The 15047-nt window shown below is 54.1% G+C and carries 13 protein-coding genes; 3 read left to right on the top strand and 10 right to left on the bottom strand.

Annotation, left to right across the window (positions count from 1 at the left end; translation table 11 throughout):
- Positions 1-785 precede the first annotated feature (785 nt).
- Together porV and ispF are read left to right on the top strand one after the other, a co-directional pair.
- Entirely contained in the window at positions 786-1940 is a 1155-nt protein-coding gene (gene porV, locus QZ170_RS00525) for a type IX secretion system outer membrane channel protein PorV (RefSeq protein WP_297175854.1), read from the top strand.
- Positions 1941-1946: 6 nt separating this feature from the next.
- The gene (gene ispF / locus QZ170_RS00520; protein ID WP_297175853.1) at positions 1947-2435 is read left to right on the top strand and encodes a 2-C-methyl-D-erythritol 2,4-cyclodiphosphate synthase; all 489 of its coding nucleotides are present in this window, start codon (positions 1947-1949) and stop codon (positions 2433-2435) included.
- Positions 2436-2579: 144 nt separating this feature from the next.
- Here ispF and QZ170_RS00515 read toward each other — a convergent pair whose 3' ends face one another.
- The 7 genes from QZ170_RS00515 to QZ170_RS00485 form a co-directional block, all read right to left on the bottom strand.
- Positions 2580-3665 carry a mannose-1-phosphate guanylyltransferase gene (locus QZ170_RS00515; protein ID WP_297175852.1) on the bottom strand — a complete coding sequence of 362 codons (1086 nt, stop codon included), beginning with the start codon at positions 3663-3665 and terminating at the stop codon, positions 2580-2582.
- An 88-nt stretch (positions 3666-3753) separates the two neighbouring features.
- The gene (locus QZ170_RS00510; RefSeq protein WP_297175851.1) at positions 3754-4701 is read right to left on the bottom strand and encodes a hypothetical protein; all 948 of its coding nucleotides are present in this window, start codon (positions 4699-4701) and stop codon (positions 3754-3756) included.
- Positions 4702-4746: 45 nt separating this feature from the next.
- Positions 4747-5547 (bottom strand): 3-deoxy-8-phosphooctulonate synthase, encoded by an 801-nt coding sequence (kdsA, locus tag QZ170_RS00505; RefSeq protein WP_297175850.1) that lies wholly within the window; start codon positions 5545-5547, stop codon positions 4747-4749.
- 13 nt (positions 5548-5560) lie between these two features.
- Positions 5561-6490 (bottom strand): tRNA (adenosine(37)-N6)-dimethylallyltransferase MiaA, encoded by a 930-nt coding sequence (locus tag QZ170_RS00500; protein WP_297175849.1) that lies wholly within the window; start codon positions 6488-6490, stop codon positions 5561-5563.
- Positions 6487-7983, bottom strand: coding sequence for an IMP dehydrogenase (locus tag QZ170_RS00495; protein WP_297175848.1), 1497 nt, complete (start codon positions 7981-7983; stop codon positions 6487-6489). Before QZ170_RS00495 ends, QZ170_RS00500 begins: the two co-directional genes overlap by 4 nt.
- A gap of 31 nt (positions 7984-8014) precedes the next feature.
- Positions 8015-9232, bottom strand: coding sequence for a bifunctional 3,4-dihydroxy-2-butanone-4-phosphate synthase/GTP cyclohydrolase II (locus QZ170_RS00490; RefSeq protein ID WP_297175847.1), 1218 nt, complete (start codon positions 9230-9232; stop codon positions 8015-8017).
- Between the two features lie 64 nt (positions 9233-9296).
- Positions 9297-11309: an LptF/LptG family permease gene (locus QZ170_RS00485; RefSeq protein ID WP_297175846.1), complete on the bottom strand. Its 2013-nt coding sequence runs from the start codon at positions 11307-11309 to the stop codon at positions 9297-9299.
- Positions 11310-11565: 256 nt separating this feature from the next.
- Between QZ170_RS00485 and QZ170_RS00480 the strand changes: the two genes are divergently transcribed.
- Positions 11566-12021 (top strand): hypothetical protein, encoded by a 456-nt coding sequence (locus QZ170_RS00480; protein ID WP_297175845.1) that lies wholly within the window; start codon positions 11566-11568, stop codon positions 12019-12021.
- On the opposite strand, the gene QZ170_RS00475 is transcribed toward QZ170_RS00480, so the two are convergent.
- Genes QZ170_RS00475 through QZ170_RS00465 form a run of 3 tightly spaced genes read right to left on the bottom strand, consistent with a single transcriptional unit; the run spans position 12018 to position 15045 of the window.
- Complete coding sequence (locus tag QZ170_RS00475) at positions 12018-13319, bottom strand: 3-phosphoshikimate 1-carboxyvinyltransferase (protein ID WP_297175844.1); 1302 nt, start codon at positions 13317-13319, stop codon at positions 12018-12020. The genes QZ170_RS00480 and QZ170_RS00475 overlap by 4 nt on opposite strands.
- A complete protein-coding gene (locus QZ170_RS00470; protein ID WP_297175843.1) occupies positions 13320-13808 on the bottom strand; it encodes a GAF domain-containing protein in 489 nt (162 codons plus the stop codon).
- A 40-nt stretch (positions 13809-13848) separates the two neighbouring features.
- Positions 13849-15045, bottom strand: coding sequence for a HAMP domain-containing sensor histidine kinase (locus tag QZ170_RS00465; RefSeq protein ID WP_297175842.1), 1197 nt, complete (start codon positions 15043-15045; stop codon positions 13849-13851).
- Positions 15046-15047: the final 2 nt, after the last annotated feature.

Here is a 15047-nt window from a genome sequence, read left to right as displayed (position 1 = left end):
ACGGGATGTTGTTGGGTAAAACCTCCGCGACACATAGGAGCTGTATGACCCTCCCCTTACTGGAGGATGATGCGGATATTCTCCTTTTTCCCTTTGGGTGATAGCCTGGACCTTCATCCATACGGGATGTTGTTGGGTAAAACCTCCGCGACACATAGGAGCTGTATGACCCTCCCATTACCTCCTCGCCATAGTTCGCGCGTGAGCGCGTACATATTGTATAGTTAGAGGGGCATCGAGGAATGAGCTATGAGCTTGAGGGCTCCTCGGTAACACACTCACCCAAAATCCTCCATATATAACCTGCTCTGTATCAAACATACCGAGAGGGTAAAAACGCTCTTACCGAGAGCCCTCATACGCTCTCGGTAAGAGCGTCCTCGTCACCTATGTAAGGTGACGAGGACGCTCATTATAGGAGCGCAGATGCGCTCTTAGTACGTTCGTTTCGACACTTCCGACACGTTTGATCTGATTATCTCGGAGATCCCCTAGCGATCGGAGCTATGGATACGCTTAAGCTATTCGATCTATCAGGCTTAACTAGTTCACCTAAGGCTACCTCCAGAAGGCCATAGCCCAGATAATGCAAGCAAGCTTCGTTTGGATAGAGCGCCTGGGTAGACATCTGTGGCACACGCCCTAGCTCCAATATAAAGTAGCATGCTTAGACGAGGAAAAATCGTGTATCTTTGTAGGCATAAAAGATATTATTGGTGTTGTACGGTTTCGTTCTAGACCACTCTTGTGGGGAATAGCAAGCCGTAAACAGAAAAGAAGTACATATGAAACAGAGCAAGACCAAAACGCTTGTCACAGCAGGTCTCTTGACCCTCCTTGGAACGACCACAGCCGGGGCACAGACCGCGGAGACCTTCTCACCCGTACTCACGGCTGTACCCTCGCTACAGATCGCTCCTGATGCCAGAGCCTCTGCTATGGGAGATCAAGGGACGTCCACAAGTCCTGACCCCTACGCACAGTATTGGAATCCCGCTAAGTTTGCTTTCATCAAGAGTAGCTCAGGTCTATCTCTGGGCTATACCCCTTGGCTCTCTCGTCTGGTATCAGATATTGCTCTGATGCACGTCGGGGGATATTACAAGATCGGTGGAGAGGAAGGGACACAGACCCTGGGAGCCTCACTTCGCTACTTCACCCTTGGCAAGCTCACTCGCTGGGATGCTACTGGGAAGAGCCTTGGAGAAGCACACCCCAATGAGTTTGCCTTCGACGTGAGCTATGCTCGCAAGCTCTCTGAGAGCTACTCGATGGCCGTCGCCCTTCGCTATATCCACTCCGACCAGGGAGCAGGCCAGGGACAGAGTGCAGGCAAAGCCTTCGCAGCGGACATCGCAGGCTACCTCCACAAGTATGTGACCCTAGGGGGAGCGGAGGCTCTGTGGACACTGGGCTTCAATGTACGCAATATCGGTACCAAGATCTCCTTCGACGGGGGAGCTAACACCTCCTTCATCCCGACGAACCTAGGGCTAGGGACTGGGCTCCTCTATCCCATCGATGAGACCAATGCGATCTCGTTCAACGTCGAGGCTAACAAACTCCTCGTCCCTACACCTCCCCTTGCTGGTGATGCGCAGAAGATCAAGAGCTACACCAGTACCTCCTCCATCGCTGGGATCTTCAAGAGCCTCGGTGATGCTCCCGGAGGCTTCAAGGAAGAACTGCGGGAGATCCGCCTCAGCCTCGGTGCCGAGTACAACTACAATGATAAGTTCTTCGTTCGTGCAGGCTACAGCTACCTCCACCCGACAAAGGGCAACCTACAGGCGCTCACAGCTGGAGCAGGCTTCCGCACCAAAGCCTTCCGTATCGATGCCTCCTATCTGATCTCTACGATCGCTAATAATCCGCTGGATCAGACCCTACGCTTTACACTGGCCTTTGACATAGAGGGTCTACGCACACTACTCAAATAACATAGGATGAAGATACCCTACAGAATAGGTTTCGGCTACGACGTCCATCGTCTGGAGTCAGGATATGACCTTTGGCTCGGCGGGGTGAAGATCCCACACGAGTTAGGGCTAAAGGGACACTCCGATGCAGACGTGCTCCTACATGCTGTCTGCGATGCCCTCCTAGGTGCAGCTGCCCTAGGAGACATCGGGGTACACTTCCCTCCCACGGATATGGCCTACAAGGGGATAGACAGCAAGGTACTCTTAGGACGTGTCTGCGAACTCCTCCGCAAGGAGGGCTATGAGATCGGTAATATCGATGCGACGATAGCAGCTGAGGCTCCGAAGCTCAATCCCCACATCCCCACGATGAGACAGGTCATGGCAGAGGTCATGGGTGTAGAGGTCGGGGCCATCTCCATCAAGGCTACGACGACCGAGCGTCTGGGCTTCGTCGGACATCGCGAGGGAATGGAGGCCTATGCGACAGCTCTCATCGTACGTCGCGAATAGGACAAACCTAAGAAGTAGATCTCCAGCAAAAGTAAAAGGCTAGGGCACGGATACGAAGGTCGTATCCGTGCCCTAGCCTTTGTTAGACCTCCTCTGGAGAGGAGTACTCGAAGTATTTCCTAGCTTGAGGGATATGGCCCTCGGCTAGTCAAACTTTTTGGAGAAGCGTAGGGAGGCCTCGCCCATGAACTCTTTGATCCGCTGCTCCTCGGCACGCTTGCAGATCAGGAGTACCCCGTCGCTCTGTGCGATGATGCAGTCATCGATCCCCTGTACGACGACGAGCTGATCGCCCTCGCCATCTATGGAGACGATGTTTCCCTCTGCTTCGTAGAAGAGCGCTTCGGTATGGAGAGCTACGTTGGCTCGATCCCCCGACTTCTTGAGGTCGTAGAGCGAACCCCAAGTCCCGAGATCTGCCCAGCCGAAGTCCACGGGGAGTACCATCACATTATCGGCCTTCTCTAGGACAGCGTAGTCGATCGAGATATTGGGGCACTGAGAGAAGATCGCACTGACACGGCTCTGCTCATCGGGCTGGGCATAGTGCCCCCTAGCCTCGTCAAGCACAGAGGTGAGTGCAGGGAGGTAGCGATCGAAGGCCTCGTGGATTGTCTTTACGTTCCAGACGAACATCCCACTATTCCAGAGGAACTCACCACTCTCATAGAAGACTTTGGCCATCTCCAGGTTGGGCTTTTCCGTGAAGGTCTTCACCTTGACGAATCCCTGCTCAGCTCCGCTAGCTATCTGGATATAGCCGTAGCCTGTCTCAGGACGAGATGGACGAACTCCCAGGGTGACGAGCTGAGGATGCTCAGCGACGTATCTGAGTGCCTCCCATATGGCATCATCGAAGACAGCCTCCTGTAGGATGAGATGATCGGCAGGCGTGACGACGATGTTTGCGTTCGGGTTCTTCGCCTGGATGTGGTAGGTAGCCCATCCGATACAGGGAGCTGTATTCCTTCGCATAGGCTCTAGGAGGAGCTGACTGGGATGTAGCTCTGGGAGCTGCTCGAGGACGAGATCGCGATAGGTGGCATTGGTCACGACGACGAAGTTTTCCTTCGGTACGATTTTCGAGAAGCGATCGAATGTCATCTGCAGGAGTGTACGCCCAGTCCCGAAGATATCGAGGAACTGCTTCGGCTTACTCTCTCTACTATAGGGCCAGAAGCGACTGCCGACCCCCCCGCCCATTATGACGCAATAGTTATCTGTGAGCATAGCTATAATGTTTAACTATCTATGGATATGTGTTATGCTACAAAAGTAGCGAATATACGATAACTAACCTCTTCACCCTCCTGTGGAGTTAGAGCGAGAAGGAGGCTGATCCGATGAGGTTGCCGTCGGCGAAGATCCTCAGGCTATAGGTGCCGTGCTGAAGGCTCTCCTCGACAGGCCAGTACATGACGAGCTGGGTCTCCTCGCCGTTGTACTCGATCTCTCGGCGTATAGAGTACGGGATCTGCTTCCCCTCGAAGGCAAACGTCCCGCCTCCAGCCTTGGTCAGGAGCTCATCATTGGGCTGCATGATCCGACAGTAGAAGGTCTTCTCTCCGACCTCGGCCGTGACATTCTTGGCAACGGTGAAGCGGATCTGCAGATTGGTGATTTTGGATAGGTTCTTCGTAGGCTTACCGCGCTTATCGACGGGTGTGATACTGATGGCTGTAGCATCAAGCTTTGCAGCGAGCTTCACCCGGTCGGTGAGATGCGCCTTCTCGGAGGACAGCTGCTGCGCCTGGCTAGTCACACGCTCATAGTTTGCTTTGACCTCGGTATTCTCTGCTCTCAATCGTTCGTTAGCGACCTGGAGAGAATCGATCTGTACCACATAGGTACGGAGGACATTCCGCAGTGTGGTCACCTCACGGTTTAGCTGATCGATACGCTTAGCACTGGTCGCCTTGCTTGCCTTGAGTTCGTTCTGTAGCTGTTCAACCTTGGCTCGCTCTGCGAGGATCTGATTGATGAGGGAGTCTGTAGCGAGGGAGAATTTCTGTTCTCCCTGGCCCTCCGAGAGTTTCTTGTACTGGATATCGTATTCGGCAGCGAGCTTGGAGAGTTCCTCTTCCATGATCTCCTTCTGCTGATTGACGAGGACTTCTTTCTCCTGCTGTAGCTCTGCGCGCTCATTTCGTAGGACGAAGAAGAAGCCTACGAGGAGGGCGAGGATGACTGCTACAGAGGCGAGGATGACATACTTCGTCTTGACCTGTCTACTTGCAGGCTGTTGGGAATCGGAGTATTGGGACATTGCGTTACCTTCTGATGTGATGAGAGAGAGATAATTCCACTGGCACTATAGTGCGGCTCTGAGACGAACGAGACGCTCAAGGAGTCCCTCGAAGAGATCTAAGGGGAGCATGTTCGCCCCATCACTCTTGGCCGAGGCAGGGTCAGGGTGCGTCTCGAAGAAAAGCCCGTCGGCTCCCACAGCTACAGCGGCCTTGGCTATCGTCTCGATGAGAGCGGGCTTTCCACCAGTGATACCACTGGCCTGATTGGGACGCTGTAGAGAGTGTGTCACGTCCATCACCGTAGGAAAGCCTGTGGCACGCATAGCGGGGATGTTGGTAAAGTCCACGACGAGATCTGAGTAACCGAAGCTATTGCCTCGCTCGGTAAGGATCACCTGGTCGTTGCCACACTCGGTGACCTTGTGTGCCGCATGTTCCATACCAGAGGCCGAGAGGAACTGTCCCTTCTTGATATTAACAATCCTCCCCGTACGAGCGGCAGCAGCAATGAGATCCGTCTGACGGCAGAGGAAGGCTGGGATCTGTAGGACGTCTACATACTGGGCAGCCATCTCGGCCTCTTGGGTCTCATGGATGTCGGTGACGACAGGGACATCAAAAGTCTCCCGCACCCGACGAAGGATGCGAAGGGCCTTCTCATCTCCAATCCCTGTGAAGCTGTCCACTCGGGAGCGGTTAGCCTTGCGATAGGATCCCTTGAATATGTATGGGATGTCTAGTCGTGAGGCGATCTCGACGATACGCTCTGCGATGAAGAGAGGTGTATCCTCATCCTCTATTGCGCAGGGACCAGCCATGAGGAAGAAGTTAGGTCCCTTGGTTAGATCTTTATACGTGATCATACTTATTCTGAGATTAGCTGTCCTCCCAGCGACGGAGTAGCTGTAGGGCTAGCTCTACCTGGTCTTGTATTGGGAGCATAGCGTCTATATAGTGTAGCGTAAATCCCCGACGCTCCATCCCTCGGAACCAGGTCATCTGTCGCTTGGCAAACTGATGGATGGCTGTCTCTAGTGAGGTGAACATCTCATCATAGCTTATGTCCCCGAGGAGATAGCGAGTGACAAACTTATACTCTAGTCCATAATAGATAAGATCCTCGGCAGGGATACCTGAGGCGAGTAATCCCTCTACCTCACCGATCATATTCTGATGCTCTAGTCGCTCCCTCAAGCGTAGCGTAATGCGAGAGCGACGCTCCTCGCGAGGGAGATCCAGACAGAGGATGAGACTATCGATAGGAGGATACTCTGTATAGTCTAAGCCTGAGGCTCGCTGTTGTCTGATATACTCTGCGATCTCTATAGCCCGTATCGCACGCTGGGGAGAGTCTAGGTCTGTCGTATTGTGGAGTGCTCCATAGCTAGAGAGCCTTATACGTAGAGCCTCTAGCGTCTCCCCTCGGAGTGCTTCCCGCAGTGAGGGGTTAGGGGGGACGTCTGGCAGATGGTACCCTCGGAGGACAGCCTCGGCATACAACCCTGTACCACCACAGAGGATCGGATAGCGGATACCCCGCTCGGTCAGATCCTCGTAGGCTCGGTGAAAAGCTCTCTGCCAAGAGAATAAACTAAAGCGTTCTCCTGCTGGTACGAGGTCGATCAGGTGATAGGCGATGCTCTGCCCACGATGGTTGTATTCACCTAGATCCTTCCCCGTACCGATATCCATCCCCTTATAGAGCTGACGAGAGTCTGCACTGAGTATCTCTCCCCCGAGCTCATAGGCTAGATGGACTGCTAGAGAGGTCTTGCCAGAGGCTGTCGGCCCGAGGAGCGTGATCATCCCCTATCCTTGAGGATCACATCATGCGCTCCACCCTCTACGATAGAGGTGCTTGAGACGAGGGTGATCTTGGCCGTACGCTGGAGCTCCTCGATCGTGATCGCTCCACAGCTACACATCGTCGCCTTCATCTTGCCTAGGGTGATGTCGAGGTTGTCTTTGAGCTTACCAGCATAGGGGACATAGCTATCTACGCCCTCCTCGAACTTCAGCCCATCGGCACCTCCGCTATCATAGCGTTGCCAGTTCTGAGCACGGTTCGAGCCTTCGCCCCAGTACTCCTTGACGATATTGTTCCCTATCTTTAGCTTGCGTGTGGGAGACTCATCAAATCGAGCGAAGTAACGTCCCATCATGAGGAAGTCTGCCCCCATAGCCAGTGCAAGGGTCATGTGGTAGTCATGTACGAGTCCACCATCACTACAGATCGGCACGTAGACTCCATACTCCTCGTAATAGCGGTCTCTAGCCTGAGCCACATCGATGATCGCTGTTGCTTGACCACGGCCGATACCCTTCTGTTCGCGGGTGATACAGATGGAGCCACCTCCGATACCGACCTTGACGAAGTCAGCCCCTGCGTCAGCAAGGTAACGGAAGCCCTCTTCGTCTACGACATTACCAGCCCCTACGAGGACACGGTCGCCATACGTATCTTTGATCCAGCGTAGCGTGTCGTACTGCCATTCGGAGTATCCATCGGAGGAGTCTATGCAGAGGACATCTGCACCTGCCTCTACCAGTGCAGGGACACGCTCCTTGAAGTCTCGGGTATTGATCCCGGCTCCCACGAGGAGCTCCTTCGTGGCCTTGTTTGATAGCTCTACGGGGTTCTCCTTATGGGCGTCGTAGTCCTTGCGGAAGACGAGATAGACTAGCCGATCCTGATCGTCGATGATGGGTAGGGAGTTCAGCTTGTGCTCCCAGATGATGTTATTGGCTTCCTTGAGCGTGATACCGATACGACCGACCTTGAGTCGCTCGAAGGGCGTCATAAAGTCCCTTACGAGAGCATCCTCTGGTGTAGTCCCAATGCGATAGTCTCGGCTAGTAACGATCCCGAGGAGGCGACCATGAGGAGTGCCATCCTCGGTGACCCCTATAGTGGAGTGCCCCGTACGGAGTCGTAGGGCAAGGACGTCTCTGAGGCAAGCATCTGGGCGAATATTAGAGTCACTGGAGACGAAGCCAGCCTTGAACTTCTTTACTCGGCGTACCATCTCAGCTTGGTCTGCGATAGGCTGCGAGCCAAAGATGAAGGATAGTCCCCCGTTGCGTGCAAGTTCGATAGCGAGGGTATCATTGGACACCGACTGCATGATCGCTGAGACGAAGGGGATATTGAGGTTAATCCGAGACTGCTGGCCCCGTGCAAAGCGCACCAGTGGAGTCGTCAGAGTAACGTTCTGTGGAGTACAAGCGCGTGTCGTGAGGCCTGGGATGAGGAGGTACTCCCCGAAGGTACGAGACACCTCATTGACAAAGATAGCCATGATCTATATAGATATATCGTAGGTGATGTGGTTACTTGACGTTGTGGAGGATATGCCCCATGCGATCCTTCTTGGTCTGCATGTAGAAGGCATTGTATTCATTAGGCTGTATCTCTAGGGGGATCGTCTCTACGACCTCTAGCCCATAGCCCTCTAGCCCCACACGCTTGATGGGGTTATTGGACATCAGACGCATCTGTTGGACTCCGAGCTGCTGTAGGATCTGAGCTCCCACACCATAGTCTCTCTCGTCGGCTCTATGTCCTAGGTGGAGGTTGGCTTCTACGGTATCGAGTCCCTCCTCCTGTAGCTTATAGGCCTTGATCTTGTCCATGAGCCCGATGCCACGTCCTTCCTGATTGAGATATACAATGACACCACGTCCCTCTTGCTCGATTAGCTCCATCGCACGGTGCAGCTGCTCGCCACACTCACAGCGCATAGACCCAAAGATGTCCCCCGTAGCACAGCTTGAGTGGACACGTACGAGGACGGGCTCGCCATCGGATATATCCCCCTTGAAGAGGACGATATGCTCCAGCCCATTGCTCTTCTGCTTGAAGGGAATGAGGCGGAATTGCCCCCACTGGGTAGGCATCATCACCTCCTCGCCACGCTCGACGATACTCTCAGAGCGTAGGCGGTAGGCGATCAGATCCTTGATCGTAATAATCTTTAGCCCAAAGCGCTGGGCTACCTCCCAGAGCTGAGGAAGGCGAGCCATCGTACCGTCCTCGTTGATGATCTCGATGAGTGCGGCAGCTGGTTGTAGCCCCGAGAGACGAGCCAGATCCACGGCTGCCTCGGTGTGTCCAGCACGGCGGAGCACCCCCTTGTTACGAGCTCGGAGAGGGCAGATATGCCCGGGACGGCCGAGATCCCCTGGGGTCGTCTTGGGGTCTGCCAGAGCCAGTATCGTCTGACAGCGGTCATACATGGAGACACCAGTAGTACAGCCATTACCGAGGCGGTCTACAGTCACAGTGAAGGGGGTCTCATGCACGGAGGTATTATGGGGGACCTGCATCTCGAGCTCAAGCTCTCGAGCTCGATCCTCCGTGATCGGGGCGCAGAGTACGCCCCGCCCATAGCGCATCATAAAGTTGATCTTCTCTGGGGTAACCTTCTCTGCTGCGATGATGAAGTCCCCTTCGTTCTCACGATCCTCATCATCTATGACGATGACGAACTCTCCCTTACGGAAGTCCTCGAGAGCCTCCTCGATTGTGTTCAGCTTGATTTCACTCATATCTCTATGTTCTTTGTCTCTCCCCTATGATGTCTTAGACTAGACCTCGCAGGGAGATAGGTCTTTATTTGTCTTTATCTTGTCTATTATTCGCTACGGACATCACCACATGCTCCTTACCTCCAGTAGATGCACTCTGTCGGAGTATGCTCTGGAGCTGTTCCTCCAGAGCCAAGAGCACCGTTTTAGTCGTCTCAAGATCACTGCGCAGGTGCTTCCTCAGTCGGCCAAAGTAGAGGGTCAAGGGGAGGGAATATGGGAGGATTAGTCCTAGGATACGTCCGTACCTACCTCGCTCTGGCAGGAGAGGAGAGAAGCGTCGAGGAAGTATCGGCAGGTCGTTTAGCTTCGAGACCAAGAGCCGATCAGGCGAATGGTGTAGTCGCTCGACGAGGGCATTGACCTCCCCCCGGAGTATCGTGAGTTCTCTCTGCTGCTCTCCATGGAGCCAGATACGCCAGATGGACTGACATAGCAGTGGGCTGTCAAGGATCTCTTGTACCCGAGCAATAGGAGCCCGTATGGCCTCGGTCTCGGCGACGTAGTCTACCTCTTGCATGCTGACCTCCTGATACTCCACCTTGCGCACGCCCCGATAGCCTAGGAGCTTACGGAAGAAGATGACATAGGCCTCAGCGTTCAGTGTCGAGGAGTCTTGGTTGGCCTTGTAGGAGAGGAAGAGTCCCACGGGCAGTAGGACTAGGTTGCTAAGCCACATCCCCAGCCAAACTGGGATCGAACCACTGCGTAGCATGTTGTCTCCAAACGACTCTATCGTGTAGTAGATCACGAAAAAGAAGATGGAGACGATCACGGGCATTCCGATCCCCCCTCTACGGACGATAGCCCCTAGAGGAGCCCCGATAAGGAGGAATATCAAGCAGGCAACCGAAGCGGTAAACTTGCGGTGCCACTCCTGACTGAAGGTACGGAAGTAATAGAATGTATTGTCATCCTCATCCTTGAGGGAGGTGGCTTGGCTCTTCGTCCGTTCCAGATTGGAGACGGCTATCTGCAGGATACGTAGGCTATCTGTAGCAGAGGAGAGGGCGAGCAGACTGTCCCCACTAGACCTCGCCTCCTCTCCGGCCTGTAGGCGCTGTGTCAGCTTAGAGATCTCTCTCCTCTGCTGTGCCCAGGTCGCAGAGTCTCCCGTACTATAGGCAAAGGTCTGGTAGTGCGCCGACAGTAGATCTCTATCGACTCCTGCTGTGACGACAGCACGTGCGCTGTCTAGTAGTCGAGTCGTCGAGTCAATGGAGTATCGGAGCTGGGATAGATTCTTGGATACATAGAGTCCCCCGAGCTGCTTCTCGTCCTGATAGTTGATATTGGCATCATGGGCGATAAAGGTCTCGCTGTAGTCAAAGCGAGGGAGCATATAGGGGACGGGCTCACTTGAGGTATTGTAGCTCTGGGCTCGGAGGTTCTCATAGCTCTGTCCATTATAGAGCTTGAGCACGAGGAAGGTCTTACTCTTGTCCATCACTAGGCGACCAGAGTCGGCACGTATGATACGAGGGTTCAGATAGCCTCGGCTCATATCATAGACCATCAGTTGCTGGAGCTTACCCGAGGGATCGCGGTGCCGGGCATAAAGGCTGTACCCTGGGATACCTGTATAGAAGACCCCCTCGGTGATCTCCATCTCGGGGGCTGCATACTTGGCTGATAAGATGAGGGTCCACATACGCACCTGCGCTTGGATCATCCAGTCATTCTGGAACTGAAAGAGCGCCACCGACATCGCTGCAATGAGGAGGAAGAGGGGGCGCATGATCCGATAGAGAGGGATACCTGATGCCTTTAGTGAAAGGAGTTCTAGTCGCTCCCCTAGGTTCCCAAAGGTCATTAGGGAGGCTAACAAGATACCCAGAGGGAGAGACATCGGGATGAAGGAGAGTGCTGCATAGAAGATAATCTTGGCCATGACAAAGACCCCCAAGCCCTTTCCCACCAGCTCATCTACATATCGCCAGAGGAACTGCATGACCACGATGAACCAACATACAGAGAAGCTCATCGCAAAGAGCGGCAAGAAGGTCTTCAGTATGTATCTATCTACTATCTTGAACACGTCTACTGTCTCCGAATTTATAGTCGCAAATATACACTTTTTAGGGTGATTACACACAGCCCTATAGGACAGCGAAGCCCCCATATCGCTTGAGGGGCACCTCAGACTCTATCGTCTCCTCTCTCCTCTTGATCCCAATGGAGTATCCCCACCCTCAAGGATCACACTGCCCGTGATAGCTATTATCCTACAAATGCTGTACTTTTGCTCATACATCCATCTACCTATTTAATAGGGACTTCACTTGACAACGAATATGCACCGACTAGGATCGACCACACTACCATACGAGGGTAAGCTCCCCCTGGATGCCCTAATACCCTTCTTCCCTTGGGCTCTCCTCTGCCGTGACCAAGGCTTCACCATGCCCTACCCGGAGATCATGATGATCAGTGACCAGGCCTACAATCTCTATACACAGATCAGCGGACTCCTAGTGACAGAGGCCTGGGAGGTGAGGAACGAACTGAGGTATCAGATAGATGCTACAGACGATAGCGAGGCGGGACAGTATACGCTGGGGCTAGAGCTATCCCTAGAGAGCTTCAGCGAGATCTGGTCCCTTATTGGTATCTCGCGGGAGCGAGTCATCAGCTACCTATACCTTGCAGCTATTGCCTATATACGACACTCTGGACTACTCGGTCTTCGCTTTTCTTGTGAGCATATCGCCGAGCAGACCTGTCTCCTGACCTTACTCTCAGAGCCTTAGCATCCATCCTCTCTCCGAGATCTCCCGAGCGAGAGGAGACTAGCTAGTTGAGCCCAGTAGCTTGGGAAGCTCTTAGCGACGACCTCTGGCGTCTGGATACGTAGCCTTCCCGTCCTAAGAGTCATCAGTGAGAGTGCCATGGCGATGCGATGATCCTGATGCGGATCTATCACTGGGGGCTCCTCAGGGATACTCTGCTCCGAGGTCAGACCTGTCCAGTAGAGCTCGTCCCGGCTCATGCCAAGGGGAATACCGAGCTTAGCGAACTCCGAGCTTAGTACCCCGAGGCGATCAGACTCCTTGACCCTTAGGTGAGCGACCCCTCGGAGCCGAAAGGGGACTCCCCTCCCCACTAGTGCCGTGACAAGTGCGGGGACGAGATCGGGGCAAGGGCTCATATCAGCCTCGAAGCTCTCGACCACACTCTGCTCCCTATGATAAATACGTGTCCCCCCCTCTGTGGGCTCGGTATAGACCCCGAGATGCTCCATGTAGAGGGGTAGGTAGAGACTATCGCCCTGCAGGGAGGGCCGAATGAGCCGTCGCAGATAGCACTCCGAGCCTGATGGGAGCAGAGCCACTAGAGTATAGGCATAGGAGGCTGCACTCCAGTCCGCCTCTGCCCATTGTGTCATCTGGCTGGCTCTGTGGGAGCTCTCTGTACATGGTTCATAGACGAAGTGTCCTGCTCTAGTCTCTATCCATTGGTACCCACCCTCTCGGACTATAGCCTGTGTCATATAGGCGTAGGGAGCAGAGGCTAGCGAGCCAGATAAGTGAATAGCGACCCGCCCCACCAATCGTGGAGCCAGCAAGAAGAGGGCACTAAGATACTGGGAGCTAAGGGTAGCATCTAGGGTCACCTCTCCCGAGCCCAATATCCGTGGCGTGATATATAGTGGCGGATAGCCCTCCTTGCCTAGATACTGAATATCTGCTCCGAGGGTGCGCAGAGCGTCTACCAGCGGAGCTATTGGGCGGTCGTGCTGACGAGCTGTACCCTCTAGCCTACAAGGGGTACTAGCGGCTACAGAGAGATAGGCTGTCATGAAGCGCATCGCCGTCCCCGACTCTCCGACATTGATTACAGCACTACCCTCTCTACTCCTCTGGAGTGCCTGCAGTAGAGCCCGAATATCCTCAGGGGTATCATCCAGCGAGAGGGCCTCTAGGCTCGGAAGTTCCCCACCACATAGAGCAGAGAGGACGAGCCTACGAGCCATCAGGCTCTTAGAGGGAGGCAAAGCCCAGTGTAGGGATATAGGTTCGGAGATATGAGCCGAGGAAAGCTCTAGCATCTAGGGGAAGAGTGGAGCTAAGAGTCCGACATAAAGCTCGAGCCAAGGACGATCTAGCTCCTCAGAGAAGTCTCCTACCTCCTGACTATCTATATCCAGCACTCCCATGATCTCTCCACTCCTATCGTATATAGGTACGACGACCTCAGAGCGAGAGAGGCTAGAGCAAGCGATATGCCCAGGATAGCTCTCTACATCGGGGACGACTAGAGTCTGCCCCTGAGCCCAAGCATCGCCACAGACCCCTCGGCCGTAAGGGATTCGGGTACAAGCTATATCCCCTTGGAACGGGCCGAGGACGAGTTCTCTCTCCGATACGAGATAGAAGCCCACCCAAAAGAAACCAAAGGTCTGCCGAAGTGCAGCGGCCATATTAGCGAGGTTAGCTATACGATCTGTCTCGACCGAGAGGAGCGCCCGGAGCTGTGGGTATAGCTCACGATAGCGTTCCTCTCGGCTCTTGCCCTCTAGTATGAGTTGCTCTGCCATGATTATTGTCTACTGATGGTATAAGGGGGGGGCAGGGTGATTAGCTGACCTCTCGATCTAGTTCTATTCGGAAGGTCGTCCCCACATCTACGATAGAGTGATGCACATAGATACGCCCACCGTGATACTCATTTATGATCCTACGCGCGAGGGAGAGCCCGAGCCCCCACCCACGCTGACGAGTTGTGACTCCAGGGCGGAAGACCTCCCGTTGCTTTCCCTTTGGGATCCCCTTACCCGTATCCGTAATATCGATATAGACGATACGCTCCTTCACGACGTAGGCGAAGGTGATCGTCCCCTGTCCGTGCATAGCATCTACGGCGTTCTTGATCAGGTTCTCGAAGACCCAGGCTAGTAGAGGCTCGCTCAGACGGACAATGATCGGAGTCTCTGGAGTTTCTGGGGGGATCAGTCGGACCTGCTTAGATATACGTGGCTGCATATAGCCGATGATCCTTAGGAGCACCTCATGGAGGTCGGCGGGCTTGAGGTTGGGCAGTGAGCCTATCTTCTGGAAGCGGTCTGCGATGATCCCTAGACGTTGGATATCCTTCTCCATCTCCTCGGTGACCATGGGCTCGACACCACTACTAGCTAGGTATTCCTTCCAGGCGATGAGGGAGGAGATCGGGGTACCCAGCTGGTGTGCTGTCTCCCGAGAGAGTCCCTCCCAGATATGGTTTTGATCTGAGCGTTTGAGGCTGATGACAGCCACGATAGCTATCCCGAGGAAGAGGAGGAAGACCCCGAGCTGTATGTAGGGGAAGATCTCTAGATACCTCAGTCCATAGCTATCCGAGTAGTAGATATACTGGGGAGCTACGAGCTCGTCGATGACGATCGGTGGGTAGCCTCGCTTGTAGCGCTCCAGCTCTCGGCGCAGATAGGCTTCCCCATCCTTGCGGGGGACATCTATATTGTAGTAGCTCAGTATATTCCCCTTATCATCAGTCATGATGATCGGGATAGCGGTATTGGAGTCAAGGATGCGATAGAGATAGGTCATGATCATCTGCTGATCATAGGCATTCGCTGCCCGAGTAGCATTAGCCCACATCTCGAGCTTCTCATGCTCCTCTATGGCTATCTTGGAGACCAGTCGGTCAGAGAGGACGAGAGAGAGGACGGCGAAGAGTACGGAGCAGACGATGACGGCGATACGTCCAGAGCTACGCCGGGTCAGCCATAGCCCCCCTCCCTGGAGCCACTGCTCCCCTAGCCGACGGATCTTCATAG

The sequence above is a fragment of the uncultured Porphyromonas sp. genome, assembly GCF_905372525.1.
Lineage (GTDB): Bacteria > Bacteroidota > Bacteroidia > Bacteroidales > Porphyromonadaceae > Porphyromonas.
Note: the sequence above shows the minus strand (reverse complement) of the source record. Positions and strands in the feature narration are given on the sequence as shown.